We start from the raw sequence: 23,291 nt of genomic DNA, 5'->3' as shown, positions 1-23,291 counted from the left end.
GCCTTTATTTATAAAGGCTTTTATTTTACAATTAATAAGAACGTTTGTTCTGTGTTTTGAAAGGGGTGATTGATGTGTATAAAGATGTTGAGGTATTAGAAATTTTAAAACCGAAAATCAAAAGTGCATTGAAAAATACTAACTTCCAAGAAAGAGGGGATTTAGAACAAGAATTAATATTAAAAATTTTATCCAAGTTACCGGATATAAAAACTACAAATATTCCCGGTTTTTTTGACTTGATAAATCAAGAAAAATATATGAGCTAGAAAGAAATGTATATTCCTTTATAAAAGAAAAAGAGTTGGAAAGTCATCATGATTTCCAACTCTTTTTATGAATATCGATATTTAATTAATCACCGACACGAGATCACTTGTTGATGTTTGAAAGAATTTTAACTAGTTAATCGCTGTTTTCAATTTTATAAATTAAATATGGCCTTCAACCTTTTAGCCTCACTATCATAGCCAGCTCCTTTGATAGTAGAAATGATCTTCATTTGTATTTGTTTGCGCTTTTTATGTCCACTAGCATTTACTAATTCCTCGACTTTTGGAACAACTTCCTTTAAGTAAAAATCAAAATACTCCTTTTTGTTATCTTCAGGATTTTTCATTATTAGCCAGCTCCTTTCTTTTCATTAATAAAAGGAGAATAAATGTTAAAATAACAACCAGTGAAAGGTTGTTTTTTATTTACATATATCCCTCTATTTAAAAAAGGAGGAATTGCACATGGTTATGGCAAAAGAAAAAATTAAAAATCCATTACTTCGTAACTTTTTAAAACAGCAAGATAATTTAAAAGTGTATGAGTCGTATCTGGAAAGAAACTCTGCCGAGTTGAAAGAAATATTAAATCAAAGATTTAAAAAGTTTTATTATAAGATAAGGATCATTTCTTATTTTTCTAAGCTGATTGATTTTGAATCAATTAATTTTGATAAAAAAAATAGAGAACGCAACCAAAATTTAATTTAATATTGGACAAGCCTTCTGAGTCTGGGGATACTTTAGTTGAACAAATCGAAGATCAAACTATAAGAGAAAATAATAAAATTGAAGATATGATTCCCTTAACAGCTTTAAAGTAATTAACCAATAGGCAGAAATTGGTTTTGGAGTTGTGGTTTTACGCTAATTTGAATGATACAGAAATCGGGAATCTATTAGGTGTTTCACAACAATCCATCTCGAAAACCAAACAAACAGCTTTACAAAAGTTGAGGTGGGCTAACGATGCAAAATGAAATTGATATGCTTCAAATAATTGGAAATGTGGGTTTTCCTATAGTTGTAACAATATTTCTATTGGTGCGTTTTGAAAAGAAGCTAGAAAAGTTGGAAAATGCAATTCAAGAATTAACAAAAGTCTTAGATCGAGCAGACAAATAAGCAAAGCTTTCTAACATAGTGTAATTAGATACTAAAGTCCTCGAACTCCATTCTTTTAAATCAAACAACTATGATGCTCTTGCTTGAGGATAATCCACTACCATACCCTCAATACAATATAACCCTGTTCAAATGTTTGTGAATATATGTCATATAACTTAGAATATTAAAATGCTCCAGCTCTAATCCTCAAGCGTAGTCTTCCGTATTCAAAATGTAAGCGCTTGAGGATTTTTATTTTTTATTTGTCCCATTGACAAATCCTCCCGATATATTAGATACTCATCTAATAAGATTAGTATCTAATATAGGAGGAGATGAAATGAGTGAAACAGTTATTACCGTTTCTAACGTTCGGCGGGTGTATAAGACCGAAGTGGGGTTGTTCAAAAAGACGAAGAAGGAAGTCGAGGCGCTGAAGGGGATTTCTTTCTCCATCAACAGAGGGGAGATTTTCGGTTTGCTCGGACCAAACGGAGCGGGGAAAACAACGATGATTAAGCTGTTGACGACGATGCTCATTCCTGACGGGGGGACGATTTCAATACTTGGGATGGACCCTGTTACGCAGCAGCGGAAAGTCAGGCCGCATATTAACTTTATCTTAGGCGGGGAGCGGAACTTATATTGGCGGTTGTCCGCTTATGATAACCTTGCCTATTTTGCAGATCTGTACAAGGTGCCGCGGGTTGAACAGAAGAAGCGTATTTTGGAACTGCTTGAACTGGTCGGACTTGAGGACGTGGCCCATCAGCGGGTCGAAACGTTCTCTAAGGGAATGAAGCAGCGACTTCAAATTGCGAGAGGGCTCATCAACCGACCCGATATCCTCTTTCTTGATGAACCGTCGATCGGCCTCGATCCGGTCAGTGCCAGGCGGCTGCGCGACATTTTACTGAAATTGAATGAACAAGGCACCACTATTTTGCTGACGACCCACTATATGTACGAAGCGGATGAGCTTTGCGACCGGATTGCGTTTATTGACAAAGGGCAGCTGATCACGGTGGATACGCCGGCGAATATGAAACGGCAGACAGCAGGTCTATCGATTATTGAATGCAAGCTGACTAAAGTAGATGCGAGCAAGTTGGAGGCGTTGTCCCGTCTGCCGCATGTCCGTCATGTGAAGCAGGAGCAGGATGACATGCTGACGACGATTCGCCTGCAGACAGAAATGCCGCAAGCTGTCATTCCTGCTATCTACCAGCTCGTCGATGAGACGAATATCTCGGATTTGGCGATTATGCAGCCGACACTTGAGGACGTCTACGTACAGCTAGTCGGGGGGCATGCGAAATGATGCGAGCTTTCATGCATACAGCCAAAGTGCAGATGGGCTTATCCATTGCCCGTCCGATGTTCAAATTTGTTATTGTGGTCAATCCATTATTTTTAGCGACATTGGCGTTTTTTATCTACGGCAGTTCCTCTCCTGAGCGTTTGTTCCAGTATGTCGTCCTCGGCTCAGGCTTCATGGCCTTGTGGTCTTCTATCGTTTATTCGTCAGCAAGCGAAGTGCAGCGAGAACGCTTTTATGGGACGCTTGAACTGCTGTTTGTTGCCCCGGTTTCATTCGCTGCCATTCTGGTCGGGAAGATAATCGGCAATATGGTATGGGGATTGATTTCCATGGTCATTGCGTTCCTTTATCTTGTTCTGTTTTTCCGAATTGAAGTGCCGGCTGTTCAACCAGTGTTGTTCTTCGGTTCGTTTGCTTTGGTGCTGATCGCCATTTCGGTCTTTTCATTTTTCTTGGCACTGGCATTTACGCTGTCCCGCCAGACGAATGCCTTGATGAACTTCATTGAATATCCGATTTATCTCGTTTGCGGTTTTTTATTTCCGATCACTATTTTGCCTGACTGGGTAAAGCCGATCTCCTATTTGTTGCCGCCAACGTGGGCGATTGAGCTGCTGCGACGTGCGACGGAAGAAAATGCGACATGGTCCCAGCTGGCCCTTCCGTTTTCCGTATTGCTTGGACTTGTAATGGTTTACATTGGGTTCGGTTATGTATGCTACCGGGCGGTTGAGCACAAAGCCCGCATCAATGGGAAACTGGGGGTGTATTGAATGGAAGCGGTGCAGCGGTTTTTTCGACACAGTATTTTATCCTATAAGGCGTTGTTCGGTTGGCTGGATCCGAAAGTGTATGTCTTCGTCATGGTATTAAATCCGTTTAGCCAATTGCTCTTTTTTGCGGTGCTAGTGAATTATGTGTACGGAGGGGAAGGACTCGCAGGTTATATCGCATCGAATGCCTTACTGCTATGCGTCATGAATTCCGTATTCGGCATGATGTCCGTCATTACATCGGATCGGGGAATGGGGACGCTCCAGCTTGTCATGTCTACACCTTCGAGCAAAGCGCCTCTCTTCATTTCAAGGTCGCTCGCACATGTAGTAAATGGGGTGTTCACCGCTGTGTTCGGCTTGGCGTTCGGAATACTGCTGTTTGGGCTTTCCATTCCGTTGGACGCACTGTTATCACTGCTTGCAATCTGGCTTGTGTCGATTTTTTCTGCCTGCGGTTTAGGGCTGATCATTGCAACATTTTGTTTATGGTCGCCTTCCATGCATCTGTGGTCCAATTTGCTCGCGAGCCTGCTGCTATTAGTGAGCGGGGCCAACTATCCGCTTTCTGTCATGCCTGCATGGCTTGAGCAAATAGCGGCCTTTGTTCCACTCACCCGAGGCGTCCGATTGACAAAAGACATTGTAAATCAAGGCGACTTTTCACATATGGCAGCTCTATTGAGCCAGGAATTCCTATTAGGATGCTTCTTTTTTGCCATCAGCCTGGTGTTGATTGCCTACGCAGAATATTTGGCACGCGTAAAAGGGACGATGGATTTGGAATAAAGTGCGTCATATCGGTTTGGTTATCGTGTTTCAGTGGGAAAGAAAAGCGCGATGAAAGCAGTCCCTTCATCACGCATTCTTTCTATTCTCTCCTCTCCATGCAAGATATATCGCTAGCCCGTATCCAAATGGCTGGATAACTAAGGAGACGAGATCTGGGATAAAAGAAAGATCCGGGAGCACTTCTAAGCCTGCTCCTCTTAAGTATTCTAGTAAGCTCCATATAGCCAATAAGGAAGGGAGTGTAAGGAAATAAACCCATTTGGAATAACAGGCATTGCTTAGTTTCCATACAGTAAACCAGCTTAACGGCAGAAAGATGGCAGGTACGAGGAGACTCCAATCAGGTTGGTATAGAAGAAGGTCGAAAAAGAACAAGCATGTTGCCCATAGTGTTGGGACAAGTGTTAAGAGTAGTATGGCTTCCTCTTTTCCCGTTTGTTTTTTCCTTTCCATGGCAGCCTGTTGATCACCTGTTTTCTTGGGGATTTGTTTCCAAAGAAAAATGATGCTTGTGAGATACAGAACAGGAATTATTAAAAAGAAAGGGAGTAACGCGCAGACCGGTGTAAGAACAGCCAGCCACACAGTAAGAAAAACGAGCCACCCTTTACTTAATCGGAAGGCGGCGAAATAGAATGCAATCCAAATTAGTAAGGTCAAGCCAACGAGAATGGAAAAAATAATTGTGCCGTCCGGCTTTGATTCTATTCCCAAACCAAAAAAGAATGCCAGTAAAAAGTAAAACAAACCCATTGTAGAAAGGTTGGCAATCAGAAGCAATACCATTCCAAAAGGTTTTAGCATATGAAAATCATTCCTTAAATAGTTAATCTAAAGTAGTATAGCATAACTATCCATGGAAAGAAGGCGCTGTATAAAACCATTCTGGTTAAGCACTCTACAGATGAGGAGGCTTGATCATGAACAAACCTTTTATGCCGCAGCTCGTATATTTTGAGCCGAATGCGCTCGATTACCCGCTTGGACAAGAGTTGAAAGAGAAATTTGAAAAGCTGGGGACTGAAATTCGGTTTACAACATCCCATAACCAAGTGAGGAATCTGCCGGGAGAAACGGACGCGCAAAAGTACCGGATGGCAAAGTCTACATTGGTCGTCGGAATCAGGAAGACATTGAAGTTCGATACGTCTAAGCCATCCGCTGAATATGCCATTCCTTTTGCGACTGGCTGTATGGGCCATTGCCATTATTGCTATTTGCAGACGACGATGGGAAGCAAGCCGTATATCCGGACGTATGTCAACGTCGAAGAGATCTTGGAAGCCGCAGACAATTATATTGCAGAACGTGCCCCGGAAATTACCCGATTTGAAGCGGCCTGTACATCTGATATTGTGGGTATCGATCACCTAACCCATACATTGAAACGGGCGATTAACCATTTTGGGCAAACAGAGCTCGGCCGGCTGCGTTTTGTAACGAAGTTCCACTACGTCGATCATTTGCTCGATGCCGAGCATAATGGACATACACGATTCCGCTTCAGTGTGAATGCTGATTTTGTCATAAAAAACTTTGAGCCGGGCACTTCGCCGCTCGAAAAGCGGATTGAGGCTGCCGGAAAAGTCGCACGGGCCGGCTATCCACTCGGATTTATCGTCGCGCCGATTTACTTGCACAAAGGTTGGGAAGAAGGATACCGGCATTTATTCGAACGGCTGGATGCCGAGCTGCCGCAAGATGCACGGGATGACATTACGTTCGAATTTATTCAGCACCGCTTCACCAAGCCGGCGAAAAAAGTCATTGAAAAGAACTACCCTAAGACAAAGCTGGAGCTCGACGAGGAAAAGCGCCGATATAAATGGGGTAAATACGGGATAGGCAAGTATATTTACCCGAAGAACGAAGAGGACGCCATTAAAGAGCATGTCTTCGGTTATACCGAAGCGTTCTTCCCAAATGCTAAGATAGAATATTTTACGTAAGGCCTATTTGGAATATAATCAGGTGAAGAAAAACATGCCGTTTTTCTTCATCTGCTTTTTAAATCAACAATGTATGTGTTGGAATGGTCTTATCTTCGATTAAAATTCCCATGGCACCAAACTCACTCGTATGATTACACCAACCGGACGTATTCATTCGAAGCGAGTCCCCTTATCATTTGCGGTAGTGCTCATAAGTACCTGGGAAGTGCTCGTATCTTCATTAGTTTGCTCGTAAGTTCGCGTGAACTCCTCGTATATTTAGGAAACTGCTCGTATGTTCTAAAGAGTGCTCGTATATTTGTGGAAGTGCTCGTATATCCGCCAAACTGCTCGTAAGTTCCAAAAGAGTGCTCAAATATTCGCCTGTCTGCTTGAAAGGATCAGCCAATCCTTTCTAATCCATACAACAAGAACCCTCCAACTATCCACCCATAAAAAAAGCCGATCCGGAAAATCCTTTCCGGACGGCCTTTATTTTACACAATCGAAGATAAACGATTTGGATTGAGCTGTGGCTTCTTGGAATTCCCAGTCGCCATAGGCTTGCACTTCTGAAAATCCGGCTTTCTTCAGAGATTCCCGAAGGGCTTCCAGTGTTCTGAATTTCAATTGAATTTTCTCGCGCACTATGACTTCCCCAGTTTGTGCATAGGTAACCGTTTCGTAAAATGTGAAGATGTCTTCCTCCAGCCCATCGTATGTTGTCCAGATTTCAAGGGCGTCTCCGTTGTCCGGGTGTACGGCGGCATCAGGTGTGTCGTCTTGCATCCAGGCGACCCAAGCTTCCGCTAAGGGATTTCGTGTATCGAAGATGAAGTGGCCGCCGTCTTTCAGCGCCCGGTAAGCATCCGCGAGCACTTGCTGCCAGATATCATCCGTCAGGAAGACTTGGGCGACATTGGCTGTCATGATGACTGTATCGTAAGCATCCGTTTTCAAGTCCGCGCTGTCTCCGACCACCCAGTTAATGTGACCAGCATGCTCTTTATTTCTTGCTGCCTCGATGGCTTCTTCGTTAGGATCGATGGCCGTTACATCGTATCCTTGCTTGGCAAAATGGACGGTGAGCCTGCCTGTCCCGCATCCGAGGTCTGCGAGTTGCTTCGTGTTTGATTTTTGTAAAAGGGAAAGGAAAAAATCATCATCTTTCCCCCAGCGATTGAGCTGGTCATAAACAATAGGGATCATTTTGCAACCCGCTTTCTTTTTTAGTATCGATTTCCGAATTTCATCGCTTTCTTTTAATAAAGCTGAGATGTCTGCCGCATTGCTTGTCTTGTCGGTAGGAAAAAGCGGCCGGATCTTGGAATGTGCAGGTACGATCGATGGTAATCTGGCTGGATGGAATGCCTGCCAATTCACACTGCTTTTTGACGGTCAGTTGATTGTCAATATGGTATTTTCCGGTTGATTCGTTGTAATACATAAAGTCATCCGCATATCCTAGCTTTTCAAATTTTGTGTAGACATCTTCATCCACTTCAAATTTTTCCTGGCTGAGTGCTGCACCGATTTGCACATGGATATCCGCCAGATCGCATTTCTCCGCTTGCTTTAAATGCTCGAATAATTTCAATGTGACTTCCTTCACCGTTCCTTGCCAGCCGGAATGAACGGCGCCGATCAGGCCTGTCTTGTCGTTAAAGAATAAAACCGGTACGCAGTCTGCGGTAAAGCTGCACAACACAATATCAGGTTCATACGTATATAAGGCGTCTGTTTCCGGTATCGCATCTGCGTTATCCAATGCGCCTCGGCCTTTGTCCACCTGCGTGACATGATGGAAATTGGCGCTATGGGTTTGATTGGCACATACAAAGTCGTGGATGGACACATTCAAAAACTTGGCAAGCCTACCACGGTTCTCAAGAACATCTTGTTTCCCCTGGCACACATGCAGTGCCATATTATTTGCTTCGGGCAAGGACTGATCTTGTAAGGTCATGCCTGCCACGATATGTTGATTCTCCATATACATCTTTTTCATTTTCATCACCTTCTCTTACTATATCGTCCCTGCCAAATATTGTGTAGAGCAAGCACCCGAAATTTGTTTTTCATGTATTAAAAATTGCTTTTGGCAAAAGATAATAATGAATCATAACAAGCGGTGGACAGTTTCGTCTGAACTCAGATGATATTGCATGGTACACGCTGCCGAACGTTACAGGTTCACGATTTTCCAATCGAAGGAGGTGTCATGCATGAGTACGCTTTCACGAATCGCACTGGCTTTAGTTATCATTGGGGCATTGAACTGGGGCTTGATCGGTTTTTTCCGCTTTGATTTGGTCGCAACGCTGTTTGGAGGCCAAGGTGCATTTTTATCCAGGGTGGTGTACGGTCTTGTCGGAATAAGTGGTCTTGTTTGTATAGGTCTCCTTTTCAAACCGAATGAGGACTACGATACAGTCACGACCGATCGACGTTTCAGCAATCCAAATTACGGAACTGAATTTGGAGAAGAACCGGATTTCAGGAAAGAAAGAGACGTTCATAAAAAAACGGACGACAAAGACGATATAGTGTAATGAAAACAGCCACCTATTTAGGTGGCTGTCTGTCATTGCATAGATGCCCGGAAATCCTCCAGTGCATCCTGAAGAACGGTGACGCCCTGGCTCATGGCAGATCCGCCTCCGAGTGCGGCTGCCACTCCGATCGCTTCCATCATCTCTTCCTCCGTGCTGCCGTTATCGAGACAGCCCTTCGTATGGTAGACAATGCAATGTTCGTTGTGTGCATACACGCTGATCGCAAGCGCGATGAGTTGTTTTTGCTTTTGATCCAGTGCACCTTCCGCAAAGCTGGATTCGGTAAATGCATGGAATGTCCTTGCGACTTCGGGCAACTTTTCCGAGAAACTGCCCATTCCGACTTTATATTCCTGTAAGACCGCCTCAGTATACGTGATTTCTTCCACGAAAAATCCCTCCTGTTCGAAGGTAGTATTTGCAAGATAGCAAAAGACATGCATCCTTTTTTGGAAGAAATCCTCGTCAGCTGTCATCCTGATCCTCTTTGCACTCCTTTTCCATTTCCTTTATTTCCTTCATATGTTCCTGATATTCCTCTTCCACCTTTGAAGTAGCGGGCAGAAAGGATTCGTTATTATTATCGACTCGCTTTCCATACCGGATCATTTCGTAAATAATCATCCCGTTGTTCGGCTTCCCGTTTACTGTCATCATCGGAACGATATCGAATAATACATAGTAAAAAGCATAGAACACAAAACGATCCCAAAAAGTCTTATATTCTTCGCCCCACCCATTCGCGACAAGGAAATTAATGAGGAGGGCAAGGGTGAGATTCATCAGAATCGGCCCTGAGTAAATGCAAATATATGCAAATTTGCTTTTTCGTTTTAATCCATCGTACGAAAACCAACTATACAAGTGATAATACTTCCGGATATCAAGCATGCCGATTTTAAGAATACGGGGACCTGACCCGATGGTAAGTCTCGGTTCAATAACCCCAAATAGCCAGCTGACAATCAAATATCCCGACTCGCGAATGAAGACGACAATTGGCAAGATGATAAAAGCTGAAATGACAAGGGATACGAGATCAGATAGTCCAAACATTTTACATCACATCCCAACTAAAACCGGCAAAACATGATTCATAGAATACCCGAAACGCTTCGGTCTAAACCCGAACAAGTAGATTGACAGGATACTTCCAACTACGTATACTAATAATTACTTTAACCATTAAAGTATTTAATGATTAAAATATATAGTGAGAGGAAGTAGTGGAATGGAAAATAATGAAGCATTCTCTCGTTTCGAGGAGTTATTTTGGTCGGTAACGAGGAACATGGGGCATATGTGGTCAAAGATTTTTGAACAACATCTTCCAGGCTCCCAGTCGTATCTCATTTTTATGCTCGAGCGGAAAGGACCTCTGCGAATGTCGGAGTTGGCAGAAGCTCTTCATCTGACGGCGGGTGCCGTGACGACCGCTTCCGATAAATTAATTGAACAAGGCTATATTGAGCGGAAACGCGATGAGGTCGATCGCCGTGTTGTTTATTTAGAGATTACCGACAAGGGCCGGGAGACGATGGAGCAGTTGCGAAACGAAGGCAGGAAGACAATGAAAACCGTTTTTGGACACCTGTCTGAAACAGATCTTCAACATCTGACAGCCACCTTTGAACAGGCTGCGGCTAATATCGATTTGCTTAAAAAGGAAGGGACGTCATGAATCATTTATCAGATAAGAAAAAAGTGTCCATTATGCTTGCCATCATGGCAGCGATGTTTTTCTCTGCCATTAACCAGACAATTATCGGGGTAGCGATGCCGAGAATTATTGCAAAGCTTGGCGGTATGGACTATTACACATGGGTCATTACCATCTATCTTTTAACGATGGCGGTATCGACCATACTCGTCGGAAAGCTGTCGGATATTTACGGACGGAAGCCATTTTTATTGGCAGGGATCGCCTTCTTCATGATTGGGTCCTTCCTGTCCGGCTTTTCGCAGGACATTTTCCAATTGATCATCTTCCGGGGTATTACAGGGATCGGCGGCGGGATGATCATGTCAAACGCCTTCACTGCTGTCGGTGACCTCTATCTGCCGAGGGAGCGGGCGAAATGGACCGGTGCAATGAGCGGCATCTTCGGAATATCGAGTGTGCTCGGTCCGCTCATGGGCGGTTTTATTGTCGACCATCTTGATTGGCACTGGGTGTTCTGGATCTTCCTCCCGCTTGGCCTTGTCGCGTTCGCGATGATCTTCAAGCTATTTCCGAAAGTGGAGAGAAGAGAAGGCGAGTCCATCGACTATTTTGGATCTTTCTTTTTGACGGTGACGATCGTGTCCGTCTTGATGGCGTTTAGTTTCGCCGGGGAAGGAGCCGGTAAATACGCATGGGGATCCTGGCAGATTCTCGGTTTGTTCGGCCTGACGATCGTGGCGTTACTTGCCTTTATGATTACCGAAACAAAGGTAAAGACGCCTGTCCTGCCGCTTTCCTTGTTCAAGAATGACATCGTAACGGTATCCAACATCGCAGGATTCTTGCTTGGCATGGGAATGATGGGCGTCATGATCTACACGCCGTTCTTCATTCAGGGGGTTAAAGGAATTTCTCCGAGCGGTTCCGGTTATATTATGATGCCAATGTCCATCGTTATGGTGTTCGCGACGACCTTTGCAGGTGCGTACATGACGAAGTCCGGGAAATATAAAGGCCTTGCCATTACAGGGTTAAGCGTGACCGCACTGGGGATTTTCTTGCTTTACTTCATTACTATCGATACGCCGATCTACGTCCTGATCAGCTATTTATGCATCGTTGGATTAGGGCTGGGCGCCAGCATGCCAGTCTTTTCCTTGACCGTTCAGAACGCTGTCAGCATGAGACAGCTTGGTGTTGCTTCTGCCTCCTCTCAGCTGTTCCGTTCGCTCGGGAATACGATGGGAATCGGAATCCTGGGGGCAATTATGAGCTCTCGGATGGCCACTAGCATGAAGGAAATGTTTGCGGACGGCAGCATGAATACGGCTGCTTCACTTCCGCCAGAGCAAGTACAGCAATTCGGAGCGCTGATGAATCCCGAGGTCTTGCTGGATCAGCCGAGACTCGAACAGCTCCAAAAGGCTTTGCCTGCAGATTTGCAGCCAGTGGCGGAACAAATGATTACCGCAGTGAAAGATGTGTTCGCCGACGCCTTAACGACAACGTTTTTAGCCGGGGGAATCATTATGGTCATTGCTGTTCTATTTGCTGTCTTCCTCCGGGCAATCCCTCTTGTTTCTGCAGAAGACAAGATGCGGAAAGAGTTTCAAAAACATCAAGGAACGAAAGAGCACCAACCACAGCCATAACGAAGGAAAGACGGTCTTTTCGAAGGCCGTCTCTTTTCGTTTTTCATTGACAACAAAAGGGAAAAAGAGAAGAATGGGAAATATCTTATGACCGGAAGGAGAAGTTTTATGGAACGAATAAAATGGATGCTAATGGTTGCAGCGATCTCCGTTCTCGTCGCCGGATGCACGAAGGCAAACGATAATAACGGTCAGACTGGTGCGGAGAACAAGCCGCCCGTGACGAATGAAACAAATGATGCTGCCGATAACGAATCAACCGGAAAGGATACATCCAAAGGACAGACGGAATCTCAATCGCCCGAAACCTCAGTAGAAGACGAGCAGAAACAAATGGCGCTGGATTCGCTGAAAGACTTGGCGGCACGTGCGAAGGAAGGGAAAGTATATCGTCCGGATCAAGGCTTTGTGATTGGAAAGACGACGAGGAAGGACGTATACAATACAATTGGCGAGGCGGAAGAGAAGGGTCAGGGCTATGAGCATTATCATGGCTCGATGGGCAATCCTTCCGTCGCATTCAAATACGATGGGGACGGGGTTCTCGAGGAAGCCCGATATTTTGGAACAAATGTAGAACGCCAGACGAACCTCGGTGGGATTACTGAAGAGGATTTGACAGCGCAGCTTGGAAAACCGGATGATATTCGGAAGATAGAAGCGACAGGCGAAAAGAATATACGCTATCATGTAGGGGAGTTCGAATTACAGTTCATTATCGGGGACAACGGGACGCCCGATCATGTGAATTTGAAGAAATGGCAAGGGTGATGGCAAGGGGGGATTATGTATGATAATTATCTTGATCGTTGTAATTTTACTTGGAATAGCGCTGATGTTTTATTCAAAGCTGGCGATGGTCGAAGAAAGGGTTAAGCGGCAGGATAGATTGTTGGAACGGTTGCTGAAGCATATGGAAATTGAAACACCGGTCTCTGAGGAAGTGCTTGCCTTATTGCGGAAAGGTAAAGAAGTGCAAGCCGTGAAAGAGGCGAGGGAGCGGTTTGGCCTATCCTTGCTGGAGGCCAAGCAGTATGTGGACCAATTGAAGGACAAAACGACTAAATGAAAACCAGGCCGGGGGAGATTCCCAGGCCTGGTTTATTATGTCCGACACCCAATAGCCAGTCACTTTTTCCGCAACGATCGAACGATAAAGAAAATCATAGTACCGAATAGGACGATGAGAAAGACAGGTAAAAAGGCGATGCCAAGAGAATCAGCTTTGCCCAAGGACACTTGGAGAGAACGGAAACTGATATACGCTAAGAAAACAAGAATTTCATTTTTCATGATGTTTAGCAAAAGCCGCGAATTCTTGTATTGAAATTCAATATTGGACTCATTTAAATTCATGTAGTTGTGCCATTCTGGATGCTTTTCCAAAAAGGCCATGAACACAGTCAAAATGGCGGCAATGATCGGCAAAATGATTAGTTCCCACTTGGATCCCCATCGATCTATGTTTCCGGCTGCATCAAAATGGCCGGGCACTTGATCAGGCAGCTGGCCCCAAGCGTAGACAAGATAGCCGATCCACGAGATAAACACGATGAAGCCAATAAGATCAGCCACTTTTTCCAATAAGGTTTTTGGAATGGTAAGTTTCGGACGATTATACATAGAGGTACCCTCCACAATTCTTCGTTGTTAACTTTACGGAGAAAAGGGACAAAAGTTTCATCTGCTCCGCAACAGTCTTTCGCAATGAAACCATGACAATCATCCAGTCTCTATTGTACGATAGAAAAAAAGGAGGATGTTTCATGGTACAGATTGGGATTATCGGTTTAGGGGCAATCGGCCAACGCTTGATTGGGCAATTTTCAGCACATGAGGATGTGTCCGTAGTAGCTGTATGTGATCATTTGGAGTCATTGGCAAAGGAAACCGCCAATCAATTAGGTGGTATTCAATTCTATACAGACTATAAGAGATTGATTGAAGACGAGAAAGTGGAGCTTGTTTATGTTGCGGTGCCGCCAAAATATCATCATGCCATTGTCATGGATGTGCTGCGTGCGAAGAAGCATGTCCTCTGCGAGAAGCCGCTTGCGAATTCTGTGGAAGAAGCAGAAGAGATGATGGGTGCAGCGAAAGAGGCGGGTGTCGTCCATGCGATGAACTTCCCGTTGAATTATGGTCCGGCTGCTGCGAAGTTTGCCGCGTTGATAAGTGAAAGCTATGTAGGGCAATTAAGACGGTTGCAGTTGACGATGCAATTTCCGGAATGGCCGCGTGCCTGGCAGAAAAATGACTGGGTCGGCGGACGGGAACAAGGCGGCTTCGTCTTGGAAGTCGGCGTGCATTTCATCCAGCAGACATTGAAGATATTCGGAAATCTTTCCAACATCCAAACCCGGTTGGAGTTGCCTGCTGATCCTGGCCGTTGCGAAACGGGCATTATCGCAACAGCTGAGCTGGCGGACGGCACGCCCGTGTTGATTGAAGGCATGAGTGGCATGGCAGGCAAAGAACATATCGGATTTACGGCATTTGGGACAGAGGGCGTCCTATCGCTTGAGAACTGGGGCACGCTACGCGGCGGGAAGACAGGCGAGCTGCTTGAGGAGATGGCGATTGAGGATGCAGCTGCTCCACGACTGGTGGATGAGCTCGTGAAGGCAGTGAATGGCCAAGCTGCTGAGATTTATGATTTTGAGGTTGGCTATCGATCTCAGGTTGTGTTGGAAGCTTTGCGGACTGGTTCCGTCAGTGTAAACTTGAATTGAATACAATCAAAAGGAGATGTTCCAAGTGGAAACATCTCCTTTTCCATCATTTTTCTATTTCAATGACTATATCATCCAGGATAATTTTTTCTTTTGGAGCAGTGCTTCCGATATTACGATAGATGCTGCCATTTTCATTTGTCCCGTCTTTTTGCGCGAGCTTCACAATAGGCGTCACTATTAACTGAGTGGCATCTGGATGCAGCTTTTCGAATGTACTCGTATGTCTCACGGGTTTTAACCCGAAACCGCCATTATGCTCATTTTCGTATATATGTCCCAGATCATCTTTAACTATTATATCTAACGTAACAAAATCCCATTCACTTCTAAGTTCGGTAGTAATGACTTCATTGTAGAAGATGAGAAATGACATAGGGGTATACACAATTCGTTTAACTGTTACAGTCACGTCATTATTAACGGATTTCAGGTCAACCAGTTGCTCTTGATTATCTGTAGCATGCAAATCAAATTGGAAATTCCAGTTCACTTTAATAGGGGTAACACCTTCCTCCGGTTGGATTCCACTAATGTTAAAATTAAAACTTCCTTCTTCAACACGATGATCTGTATAAAGGGTAGCCTGTGTAATACCGGCATAATGAGTGCCATTAATCCTCTCTATGTCGTGGTTTCCTGTAACTATGAACTCATGTGAATCCTCAGGTAAATTAGGTAATCCCATAATTTGCGGTGACTCGCCCAAGTCTCTCTTTGAAAATATATCATACGTAATATACAGCGCCTTTCCATCAAATACCGCTTCGTTAATGACCATTTTTATCCCATTTTCTTCTTCTGACAAAGACAGCACGTTTGCATTATTATTGAACCCTTCAACAAAGCGATCTGAACTAAACAGTTTATATACAAGTCCGATGACTGGCAGTTCTTGTGCAAACGATGTAAACGACAGTCCAAACAGACCGGTGGTTAATAGACTCGCTGAAACGGAAGCAGCCATAATAGCTTTCTTCCATCTAGAGGGAGGCTGCTTTCTTATGTGTGGATGTAACGAACGTATCAATCTTTTCTTGTCAAAGTCACTGACTGCTTCCTCTTCATATCGATCTACATCCATTCGCACGTCATTCAAGTAATCATAAATGTCCTTCATATGAAAACCTCCTGTCATTCCGTAACTTCTTTTTCCCCCGGTAGATCCGATTGTCGACAGCCGACTTGCTTAGGTCGAGCACTTCTGCGATTTCGGCAGGATGGAATCCGAGCAAGTACCGCATGATGAAAATCTGTCGATCAACCTTGTCCAATTGGTTCAGCAGTTGGTTGACTCGGTCTTCTGCAAGTACCTCTCCCGTAGGAGCATCAGGGGGAAGCAGTTCCACGAATTCAGCCGGTATCTCCGTATTTTTAACTTCTTTCCTGTAAATATCGATCGCTTTGTATTTTGCCACTGCACAAATCCAATTCTTAAACGAATCTTCATCTGACCCACGAAACTTTTTTGCGTTTTGCCAGATGGATAAAAACACATCATTCACGCACTCCCCGATTAAATCCTCGCGCCCAATTGGACCCAAGACGTGGCGAACTACATTTTTTAACAATGGCAAATAGCGATTAACAATATATTCCAACGCATCTTCCTTACCGGATTGGAGACGTCTAATAAAATTCCTGTTAGTAGACTTCATAGTTTTCTCCTTTGCTATTCTATAAAGGCCCTTACACTATATAATACGAAAGAAGAACGTCTTTTTTCGCAATTGAATTTAAATTGTTTACACAATCAAGAACGGAGTGGGTATGGTGGATTTATTCTCAATCATAAAAAAGGGCAAGGAATACTGGCTTGTCGACCAAATAAAGCGGGATGGGGTGTTGGAGGCAGCGTATCTCGATGCGTTTAGCAGCCTGCTTGATGAATGGAAAGAAGGGAAAATCGGCTACTTGTCGCTTTTGATGGACCCTGCTTATGAGAAGTGGCTAGTGGGACAAGGGTTTCACAATGTGTCTACGGTTGTCGAGTATACCCGAACGCTAGAGGAGGACTTTTCACAGGACGCTCCCATTGAGGCGGAGTCTTTGTCAGAGGGCTCGATGACAGATGGCGAATTTGCTGATCTGTATGAAAGATGCCGAAGCGGTTCGGCGAATAAAAACAATCTGTTCACGATTGCACAAGTGATGGAATCTCTTGAGAATGAATTGGGCCCTGAGTGGCGGTCCCATTGTTTTATGTTCCGGCGGGAGGGCAAGCTGATCGGGCTGAGCATTCCGATAATTGAAGAGGGAACAAAAGATGAGGGACGGTTGTTTTATTTTGGAACGGTGCCCGAAGCGAGAGGCAAGGGGTATGGAACGACTATGCATCGTAGTTCACTGGAATTACTGAAGCGTCTCGGTGCATCGTATTATGTTGGAAGTACGGACGAAGCCAATAAAAATATGATTGGCATCTTTACTAGGAATGGGTGCATACTTCGGGATCGTAAAGGAATCTATCGATTGGATAATAAATAACCAAGCTTATATTAAATATGATATGTTAGGTGGAAAGAATGGGGGAGAATGGGATGTTTACTTATAGGATCAACGAAGATATAGAATTGAAATTGCTAGAGACACGGCATGCGGAACAGCTATTTGGCATAATCGATAAATCACGAGACAGTTTGCGCGAGTGGCTGCCTTGGCTGGATTACAACCAAACGGTGGAGGATTCGAGAAAATTCATTGCAGGCACCTTGAAAAAGTATAGCGAGAACAACGGGTTTGAAGCTGGCATTTGGTATCAAGGCGAGCTGGCAGGTGTGGTCGGCTTGCATGGCATTAACTGGGCGAATCGATCAACGTCCATCGGTTATTGGCTTGGAAAAGATTTTGAGGGGAAAGGCCTGATGACAAAATCCTGCCAAGCTGTCATTGATTATTGTTTCAATGAGCTCGATCTGAATCGAATTGAAATTCGGGCAGCCGTGGAAAACCACAAAAGCAAAGCCATTCCGGAAAGACTCGGGTTTGTAAAGGAAGGCCGCATTCGACAGGCTGAATGGCTGTACGATAAGTTTGTTGACCACGAAGTGTTCGGGCGAATCAAAACAGATACTTTAGCATAAAAAGTGAAATGCTCAGTTCCATCCGCTTTGGGAGGGAACTGAGCATTGTCATTCTCCTGATGGTTCGGCTGGTTGAGCAGGCTCGGTTGTAGGCTTGTTCTTCTTCTTTCGAATGAAACTCCAGAGTGCAGCGATTCCGGCAACAATCAGGACGCCAAATTTTTTGGCAAATGCCAAAATAACTGCGAGCAATCCGGCCTTTTTCGCTACCGCCAAACCGGTGCCGCCTAGAATTAGTGCGGACAATCCATAGTTGGCCACTTTATCTGTGGATTTATCAAAATCTGTGTACTTATTTCCATCTGTAATATTGAGTTGAGATAAGATTTGATTTTGAAGGAGCTGTTTGTCTGCTTCCCTGTTTTCAGGGTCTGTTACAAGAATGACCGAAATATTCCCTTCTCTCGTTAAAATCCTCGTATTATAGTTCAAGAAGGTTTCCTTATTATCATCTTCCAGCAATAAAGACCACGTCAAATTATGTGTATCTTCATCATAGAAAGGTTCAATATCCCAACCTGTTACATAATAGCGCTCGCCTGGCTCCCGGTCTTTGTTCGCTTCCTCTGCTCCCGCCTGATAGCTCTTCAGCAAAGCCTTTGCGTCGATTTTTTCATCATCTTTGATGTGTCCAGTCTCTTCATAATCGAAATAGACAGCCCACGTCTGTTCTTCATCCATGGAGTAAATACTACCGACTTCGTCACCAGAAACAGGATCACCATATTCTAATGCCAGCTGCCTCGTGTCTTCTCCATCCAAGAAGAGAAAATCAGGATCAAGGTCAACCGTTGCAATCTCACCTAAGTCTACGGTTACTCCCCCTTCAATCCAGTTGTACTCATACTCAGCGTCTACAGCGACTGTTGTACTCAAAACCAAAAACAGTGCTGCGACCATAGCGGTCAAACGTTTCATGCTTAAAATCCTCCAAGCTTCTATGATATAAAAATATGTAGTGCTCAAGTGAAATGGAAATTGGAAGTACCATTCATTCCAAATGAAACCAATAATGATTATAGCAACAACTTTGAAAAAAGATATAACTTGAATAATAATCATTAATAAATAAATAGTAATCCCTATGAAATATCATTGATTGCCTAGCTATTTGGATATGCGTTACTTGAAACTTTTGTAAAAGAGTCGGGAGGAGAAGGCTGAGAGGAAAAGGATAGCCGTCGCTATCCTTTTTCATAAAGATTCATAATCGATGTCAGGAATTGTTGCTCTTTTTCAGTAAAAGGATTGGGGAAATCAAGTGGCTCCGCCTGTTCAATTTGAGGAGAAATGGCATCTATGTCGCCCTTCATCGTTTTTTTCATAATGGCTGTCAAACGAGTCGCGATTTGTTGTGCTTCCTCAGAATCTGGAGAGATCTCCTCTTGTACTGCTACTTTAATAGCGGTTAGAATGTTCGTCCATTCCTTCTCCAGCTGTAGTTTCTCGCTATTATCAACTTCGTCGACTAATTCGCTCGGCAGGTGTTTGCTCAGCCAATCCTCCGTTTCGTTTGCCAATATAAACATATGAAGCATGGAGCTGAAGACGGAAACATCTACAGTGGGTTCTTCTTCTACCACTTTTTTAAGATATTCGAGGTTTTCAAGGATTTCCTGAATTTCATTGAGCTGCGCTTCAAACGCTCTTTGTTGATATGCAATTGAATCCATCATGACTTCGCGCGCAATTCGTTTTTGCTCGATCATCTCCTTAATTTCCTTTAGGGGAAAACGTAAAAATTTCAATGCTTGAATTTGCTGAAGCTGATGCAGGTCGTCTGTGTTGTACAGACGATGTCCGCCTTCAGTGAAGTTGCTCGGTTGTAATAGGTGAATGCTGTCATAGTAGCGAAGTGTGCGAACGCTGACACCCGACTTTTTTGCAAATTCACCAATCGTGTACAGGACTGTTTCCAAAGGAACCCTCTCCTATTCTGTCTTGAAATAGCGAATAACCGGATACGAGAACTTCTTGCCCATCAAGGTGAAAATAGCTGCTACCAGGATGAGAATCGTTTCCAGTAGAATGAGCAGCAAGGCAAGGGTAGCTGCAAAGGGCCAAACTTTAGCTAATACTCTAGTCAAAATGATGAAAATCGGAAAAAAGGTGAAGTGGAGATTCAAACCTTCTTTCGCGTGATAGGTAAAGTAACTGCTTTTTTTCCGGACTAGGAAATAAACGACCAATGGCAGAAAAAAAGTGAGAAAGAGGGAAAGCACATGCATGGCCGCAGCAAGCCAACGTTTCCCCATAGATACTTGTTTCAATTTTATCGTCTCCTCTACAAATTGTAGTCCCTCTGAGGAACTCATTTTTTATGGTAGAAGATGACGTGGGTGGAGATTCAAGAGCTTTGAAAGAAAATTATTGCTTCGAAAATGTGCCCAGTTTTTTGAATAACTTGATGCAAAAAGGAAGAACAAAAATAACTGTTCTTCCTTTTTGCGATTTTGGGAAAAGAGTCAAATTTATTTTGAGTACTTATTAGACAGTGCAAGGCAAATGGCATAAAACACTAACGCCAAAACAACGATAGGTAAAGAGTAGAACCAAGTTCCCTTAAATAATATCAAAGCCATTATGTAGCTTAAAATTAAAGAAATTAATCCTCCTATTGTATAGCTAAGCGTCCTTGAAATTAATCTTATATTGTTCGAAATCTTATAAAACAACAAGCCCATTCCACCACCGAAACCGACTGAAAACACTATTAAATAGAAAGCCTGGAGATATAACAATGAAAAACAAATTCCTCCCTTTTATAGTTCAGTTGAACTTGTCGAAGTTCGTCTGTTTCTTCAGTCGCTGTTTCTACACTTGCTTCTTTACATAAACCTTACTATAGCTATTAAATATATGTTATTTTTTTACAAGTGACAAACTTATTATAACACAGTGCTTGCCGTCGTCGAGTTCTTTTCGCTTGCCCGATAGTATTTGAGCATCAAATCACACACCTACAAAATATTGACCTTCACTAAAATCTGTTCTACAATTAATATAACAAAAGTAAAAATGAGTACGATATTAGGTTTTGCCAAAAAGAAGTTTCAAAAGGAAAAGGGGGAGCATGTATGTTAACGATAAATAATCTTAGAAAAAGCTTTGGAGCCAACACGATATTACATGGGGTGGATCTGCAAGTTGAAAAAGGAGAGATTCTAGGTTTTGTCGGTGCCAATGGGGCGGGGAAAACCACGACGATCAATTGCATTACAGGCATTTTAGAACAGGATAGCGGACACGTGTCGATCAATGGGGTTTCCCAATTGGACTCTCTTCTCTACAAAAAACAATTTTATTATATTCCGGACACCATTCAGGTCTTTCAGAATGTCTCGGGCTATGACTGGATTCAATTCCTGCTGCCTTTATATGAGAAGAGAGATGATGCAAAATTATCTATGTATATCGAACGATTTGGCATGGAGACATCCATTCATAAACCGATGGGGTCCTATTCATATGGAATGCTCCATAAGATGTCGCTCATTGCGGCCTTTACGATCCAGCCGTCGATCCTAATTATGGATGAACCAATGAATGGGTTGGATCCAAATGCCGTTGTAACATTTAAAGACTGTTTACGAGACTATGTGGATGCAGGAGGAACCGTTTTCTTTTCTACGCATTTGCTGGACGTTGCCGAAAAGATTTGCAACTCGATCACCATTCTGAAGGGCGGCCGGATCATTTTGCATGAAGACATTCACAAACTGATGGCACAAGGTTCCCTTGAATCGATTTTCTTGGAGAAGCAGAAACATGAAGCATAATTATCCCTTGCCTTTCTTTTTTGCTTCTTCTGCCTACACGATTCCAAAGCAAGTGATGGTGCGGGTCACGCTCCTGATTGCCCTTGCCTACTTGGCCGTTCAGATAGCGGTCCTAAATGTAGCGATCTATCACATCAGTACATTGCCGGTCTATCTATTTTATAATTTGGCGATTTCTATTGTCCTTGTCTATTTCCTGACGGTTTATTTCTCTGTCTCTGTCGTGTTCAGCTACCGTGAATATGAATTGCTGGCATCGTTGCCGATTCAACCCCAACGGATTGTCAGTGCCAAAGTCTTGAGCAGTTTATTGCTGCCCCTCCTCCTGACAATTATTCTTCAACTGCCTGCCTTGATTATATTAGTCTGGGGAATGAAATGGGCGGAGCTAATAAAAACGATTTTGCTGTTGCCGACGTTACTCATCTTTACCATCCTGCTGCTCCTATTCCTGCTGTCCTTAGTACAACTCTGGCGAAGACATTTAACGACAATCGCTTCCTTGCTTTTGAATGGAATCGCTTCGATTGGGATTGCAGCTGGTTTTATTCTATGGGTGGTCACTAGCTCAAAAGTAAACGTAAAGGTCTTATGGGCAGACCTATCCATGGACACGTTTTCTTCTGTAGTCCAATCAATCGATACATTGATGACCCGCATTTATATGGCAGTGGGGCAAGTGCCAGTAGTAAAGCAAATCATCGGAATTTATACTGCTCCAGAAATATCGTTGCGCTTACTGTTTATGCTTCTCTTGTTCTGGTTGGCTAGTTTTCTGCTGTATCGAGGGGCTGTTCAAAGTATGGCGCTGCACTACATGCAGAATGGCAGGAGAGAAATGGGATCTTCGACATTCAGAAAAGCGAAAGTGTATGCAGGGGATAATGAATGGCGGCGCTATCTTCAGAGGGAACGATGGGTGCTCCAGTCCGAACCATATTTTAAACTACAAGTACTTCTAAGCTTGATTGTAACGCCCGTAATTTCAGTGAGCTTGCTGTTGTCCGATCGGCAACAATGGATTCCGACGGATTTGTTGGAAGGCGGGTATGTTGAGATGGTATTTGCCTACATCGTTCTATTCATGAGCTGCATGAATAATACGAGCGGCACGCCCTATTCCCGAGAGGGGAAGTATTATTATTTATTGCAAGGCTTGCCATTCGAGCAGAGGAAAATATACCTTTCAAAAGTTTTGGTTTCGTCCATGATGGGAGCCATATCGATCCTTATCAGCTATGCAGTTTTTCTTTTGACTGGTTACGCTACAATGCACTCGCTCCTGCTGTTGGCTGTCGTTCTTTTGTTGATGGTCAGTTATAATTTACTGGCGCCGTTATATGATCGCAAGCATCCATTGACGGAATGGAAAAACCCTTCGGAAGCAGTTAAATCCAATCCGAATGTAATCATTAGTCTTTTATATGGCCTGCCTTTATTGCTGGTCGTAGCCGGGTTACATTTCAGCTTGCTCTGGATGGCCTTGCCGATTGGTCTTTCAACAGGGATCATTCTTATCGTTATCCTTGTGATTAATTTTTTGATTTTTAAGAAGACGGCTGTTGAATGAGGGGGACATGTAGGGGGGTACTACAAATATTTTTTTGAATCAAAAAAGCCTGCAACCGATC

29 protein-coding genes and 1 pseudogene are annotated in these 23,291 nt (G+C 43.6%); 18 read left to right on the top strand and 12 right to left on the bottom strand.

Annotation, left to right across the window (positions count from 1 at the left end; genetic code table 11):
* The first annotated feature begins 74 nt into the window (after positions 1 to 74).
* Positions 75 to 269 (top strand): hypothetical protein, encoded by a 195-nt coding sequence (locus ACSW3C_RS08640; protein ID WP_486562092.1) that lies wholly within the window; start codon positions 75 to 77, stop codon positions 267 to 269.
* A 155-nt stretch (positions 270 to 424) separates the two neighbouring features.
* On the opposite strand, the gene ACSW3C_RS08635 is transcribed toward ACSW3C_RS08640, so the two are convergent.
* Positions 425 to 619 carry a hypothetical protein gene (locus tag ACSW3C_RS08635; RefSeq protein ID WP_486562090.1) on the bottom strand — a complete coding sequence of 65 codons (195 nt, stop codon included), beginning with the start codon at positions 617 to 619 and terminating at the stop codon, positions 425 to 427.
* 118 nt (positions 620 to 737) lie between these two features.
* Here ACSW3C_RS08635 and ACSW3C_RS08630 point away from each other — a divergent pair, with 118 nt between their 5' ends.
* The 6 genes and pseudogenes from ACSW3C_RS08630 (at position 738) to ACSW3C_RS08605 (ending at position 4,262) form a co-directional block, all read left to right on the top strand.
* A complete protein-coding gene (locus ACSW3C_RS08630) occupies positions 738 to 983 on the top strand; it encodes a hypothetical protein (RefSeq protein WP_486562089.1) in 246 nt (81 codons plus the stop codon).
* A gap of 125 nt (positions 984 to 1,108) precedes the next feature.
* A pseudogene (locus ACSW3C_RS08625) lies at positions 1,109 to 1,252 on the top strand (sigma factor-like helix-turn-helix DNA-binding protein); the annotation flags it as partial.
* Positions 1,242 to 1,397, top strand: coding sequence for a YvrJ family protein (locus tag ACSW3C_RS08620; protein WP_486562087.1), 156 nt, complete (start codon positions 1,242 to 1,244; stop codon positions 1,395 to 1,397). The pseudogene ACSW3C_RS08625 and the gene ACSW3C_RS08620, both read left to right, overlap by 11 nt.
* Positions 1,398 to 1,719: 322 nt before the next feature.
* Positions 1,720 to 2,700, top strand: coding sequence for an ABC transporter ATP-binding protein (locus tag ACSW3C_RS08615; protein WP_486562085.1), 981 nt, complete (start codon positions 1,720 to 1,722; stop codon positions 2,698 to 2,700).
* Entirely contained in the window at positions 2,697 to 3,473 is a 777-nt protein-coding gene (locus tag ACSW3C_RS08610; RefSeq protein ID WP_486562084.1) for an ABC transporter permease, read from the top strand. Before ACSW3C_RS08615 ends, ACSW3C_RS08610 begins: the two co-directional genes overlap by 4 nt.
* Positions 3,474 to 4,262, top strand: coding sequence for an ABC transporter permease (locus ACSW3C_RS08605; RefSeq protein ID WP_486562083.1), 789 nt, complete (start codon positions 3,474 to 3,476; stop codon positions 4,260 to 4,262).
* Positions 4,263 to 4,331: 69 nt separating this feature from the next.
* Here ACSW3C_RS08605 and ACSW3C_RS08600 read toward each other — a convergent pair whose 3' ends face one another.
* Positions 4,332 to 5,069 carry a hypothetical protein gene (locus tag ACSW3C_RS08600; protein ID WP_486562082.1) on the bottom strand — a complete coding sequence of 246 codons (738 nt, stop codon included), beginning with the start codon at positions 5,067 to 5,069 and terminating at the stop codon, positions 4,332 to 4,334.
* A 116-nt stretch (positions 5,070 to 5,185) separates the two neighbouring features.
* On the opposite strand from ACSW3C_RS08600, the gene splB reads away from it, so the two are divergent.
* Complete coding sequence (gene splB, locus ACSW3C_RS08595; protein ID WP_486562081.1) at positions 5,186 to 6,214, top strand: spore photoproduct lyase; 1,029 nt, start codon at positions 5,186 to 5,188, stop codon at positions 6,212 to 6,214.
* Between the two features lie 474 nt (positions 6,215 to 6,688).
* Here splB and ACSW3C_RS08590 read toward each other — a convergent pair whose 3' ends face one another.
* Both ACSW3C_RS08590 and pgeF read right to left on the bottom strand, forming a co-directional pair.
* Positions 6,689 to 7,405: a class I SAM-dependent methyltransferase gene (locus ACSW3C_RS08590; protein ID WP_486562080.1), complete on the bottom strand. Its 717-nt coding sequence runs from the start codon at positions 7,403 to 7,405 to the stop codon at positions 6,689 to 6,691.
* Between the two features lie 40 nt (positions 7,406 to 7,445).
* A complete protein-coding gene (gene pgeF, locus ACSW3C_RS08585; RefSeq protein WP_486562079.1) occupies positions 7,446 to 8,204 on the bottom strand; it encodes a peptidoglycan editing factor PgeF in 759 nt (252 codons plus the stop codon).
* Between the two features lie 217 nt (positions 8,205 to 8,421).
* On the opposite strand from pgeF, the gene ACSW3C_RS08580 reads away from it, so the two are divergent.
* Entirely contained in the window at positions 8,422 to 8,748 is a 327-nt protein-coding gene (locus ACSW3C_RS08580; protein ID WP_486562078.1) for a DUF378 domain-containing protein, read from the top strand.
* A gap of 32 nt (positions 8,749 to 8,780) precedes the next feature.
* On the opposite strand, the gene ACSW3C_RS08575 is transcribed toward ACSW3C_RS08580, so the two are convergent.
* Both ACSW3C_RS08575 and ACSW3C_RS08570 read right to left on the bottom strand, forming a co-directional pair.
* Entirely contained in the window at positions 8,781 to 9,140 is a 360-nt protein-coding gene (locus tag ACSW3C_RS08575; protein ID WP_486562077.1) for a carboxymuconolactone decarboxylase family protein, read from the bottom strand.
* 76 nt (positions 9,141 to 9,216) lie between these two features.
* The gene (locus ACSW3C_RS08570) at positions 9,217 to 9,807 is read right to left on the bottom strand and encodes a hypothetical protein (protein WP_238079749.1); all 591 of its coding nucleotides are present in this window, start codon (positions 9,805 to 9,807) and stop codon (positions 9,217 to 9,219) included.
* Between the two features lie 175 nt (positions 9,808 to 9,982).
* Here ACSW3C_RS08570 and ACSW3C_RS08565 point away from each other — a divergent pair, with 175 nt between their 5' ends.
* The 4 genes from ACSW3C_RS08565 to ACSW3C_RS08550 all read left to right on the top strand — a co-directional run bounded on the left by ACSW3C_RS08565 (position 9,983) and on the right by ACSW3C_RS08550 (position 13,135).
* The gene (locus ACSW3C_RS08565; protein WP_486562076.1) at positions 9,983 to 10,432 is read left to right on the top strand and encodes a MarR family winged helix-turn-helix transcriptional regulator; all 450 of its coding nucleotides are present in this window, start codon (positions 9,983 to 9,985) and stop codon (positions 10,430 to 10,432) included.
* Positions 10,429 to 12,066 (top strand): MDR family MFS transporter, encoded by a 1,638-nt coding sequence (locus ACSW3C_RS08560; protein ID WP_486562074.1) that lies wholly within the window; start codon positions 10,429 to 10,431, stop codon positions 12,064 to 12,066. Before ACSW3C_RS08565 ends, ACSW3C_RS08560 begins: the two co-directional genes overlap by 4 nt.
* Positions 12,067 to 12,174: 108 nt before the next feature.
* Positions 12,175 to 12,837 carry a YjgB family protein gene (locus ACSW3C_RS08555; protein WP_486562073.1) on the top strand — a complete coding sequence of 221 codons (663 nt, stop codon included), beginning with the start codon at positions 12,175 to 12,177 and terminating at the stop codon, positions 12,835 to 12,837.
* A 19-nt stretch (positions 12,838 to 12,856) separates the two neighbouring features.
* Positions 12,857 to 13,135, top strand: a complete 279-nt coding sequence (locus tag ACSW3C_RS08550; RefSeq protein WP_486562071.1) for a hypothetical protein — start codon at positions 12,857 to 12,859, stop codon at positions 13,133 to 13,135.
* A 59-nt stretch (positions 13,136 to 13,194) separates the two neighbouring features.
* Here the strand turns inward: ACSW3C_RS08550 and ACSW3C_RS08545 are convergent, their stop codons facing one another.
* Positions 13,195 to 13,689, bottom strand: a complete 495-nt coding sequence (locus ACSW3C_RS08545; protein WP_486562069.1) for a DUF1648 domain-containing protein — start codon at positions 13,687 to 13,689, stop codon at positions 13,195 to 13,197.
* Positions 13,690 to 13,832: 143 nt separating this feature from the next.
* Here ACSW3C_RS08545 and ACSW3C_RS08540 point away from each other — a divergent pair, with 143 nt between their 5' ends.
* Positions 13,833 to 14,798 carry a Gfo/Idh/MocA family protein gene (locus tag ACSW3C_RS08540; protein ID WP_486562067.1) on the top strand — a complete coding sequence of 322 codons (966 nt, stop codon included), beginning with the start codon at positions 13,833 to 13,835 and terminating at the stop codon, positions 14,796 to 14,798.
* Positions 14,799 to 14,844: 46 nt separating this feature from the next.
* Here the strand turns inward: ACSW3C_RS08540 and ACSW3C_RS08535 are convergent, their stop codons facing one another.
* Complete coding sequence (locus ACSW3C_RS08535; protein WP_486562066.1) at positions 14,845 to 15,918, bottom strand: DUF4179 domain-containing protein; 1,074 nt, start codon at positions 15,916 to 15,918, stop codon at positions 14,845 to 14,847.
* Entirely contained in the window at positions 15,902 to 16,456 is a 555-nt protein-coding gene (locus tag ACSW3C_RS08530; RefSeq protein ID WP_486562064.1) for a sigma-70 family RNA polymerase sigma factor, read from the bottom strand. Before ACSW3C_RS08530 ends, ACSW3C_RS08535 begins: the two co-directional genes overlap by 17 nt.
* Before the next feature lie 115 nt (positions 16,457 to 16,571).
* Here ACSW3C_RS08530 and ACSW3C_RS08525 point away from each other — a divergent pair, with 115 nt between their 5' ends.
* Positions 16,572 to 17,285 (top strand): GNAT family N-acetyltransferase, encoded by a 714-nt coding sequence (locus ACSW3C_RS08525; protein WP_486562062.1) that lies wholly within the window; start codon positions 16,572 to 16,574, stop codon positions 17,283 to 17,285.
* Between the two features lie 53 nt (positions 17,286 to 17,338).
* Positions 17,339 to 17,881, top strand: coding sequence for a GNAT family N-acetyltransferase (locus tag ACSW3C_RS08520; protein ID WP_486562061.1), 543 nt, complete (start codon positions 17,339 to 17,341; stop codon positions 17,879 to 17,881).
* 48 nt (positions 17,882 to 17,929) lie between these two features.
* Here ACSW3C_RS08520 and ACSW3C_RS08515 read toward each other — a convergent pair whose 3' ends face one another.
* From ACSW3C_RS08515 to ACSW3C_RS08505, 3 genes are all read right to left on the bottom strand, one after another.
* Positions 17,930 to 18,799 carry a DUF2167 domain-containing protein gene (locus tag ACSW3C_RS08515; protein WP_486562059.1) on the bottom strand — a complete coding sequence of 290 codons (870 nt, stop codon included), beginning with the start codon at positions 18,797 to 18,799 and terminating at the stop codon, positions 17,930 to 17,932.
* 266 nt (positions 18,800 to 19,065) lie between these two features.
* Positions 19,066 to 19,800, bottom strand: coding sequence for a MerR family transcriptional regulator (locus ACSW3C_RS08510; protein ID WP_486562058.1), 735 nt, complete (start codon positions 19,798 to 19,800; stop codon positions 19,066 to 19,068).
* A 12-nt stretch (positions 19,801 to 19,812) separates the two neighbouring features.
* Positions 19,813 to 20,151, bottom strand: coding sequence for a magnetosome magnetite crystal formation protein family (locus ACSW3C_RS08505; protein ID WP_486562057.1), 339 nt, complete (start codon positions 20,149 to 20,151; stop codon positions 19,813 to 19,815).
* A gap of 807 nt (positions 20,152 to 20,958) precedes the next feature.
* Between ACSW3C_RS08505 and ACSW3C_RS08500 the strand changes: the two genes are divergently transcribed.
* Together ACSW3C_RS08500 and ACSW3C_RS08495 are read left to right on the top strand one after the other, a co-directional pair.
* Positions 20,959 to 21,660 carry an ABC transporter ATP-binding protein gene (locus tag ACSW3C_RS08500; RefSeq protein WP_486562056.1) on the top strand — a complete coding sequence of 234 codons (702 nt, stop codon included), beginning with the start codon at positions 20,959 to 20,961 and terminating at the stop codon, positions 21,658 to 21,660.
* Positions 21,650 to 23,230, top strand: coding sequence for a hypothetical protein (locus ACSW3C_RS08495; RefSeq protein ID WP_486562055.1), 1,581 nt, complete (start codon positions 21,650 to 21,652; stop codon positions 23,228 to 23,230). The genes ACSW3C_RS08500 and ACSW3C_RS08495 overlap by 11 nt, the downstream gene beginning before the upstream one ends.
* Positions 23,231 to 23,291 lie beyond the last annotated feature (61 nt).

This window comes from Sporosarcina sp. AD_1, from assembly GCF_057373025.1.
The sequence above is the reverse complement of the archived record's forward strand: the minus strand, read 5'-3'. Positions and strand labels throughout refer to the sequence as shown.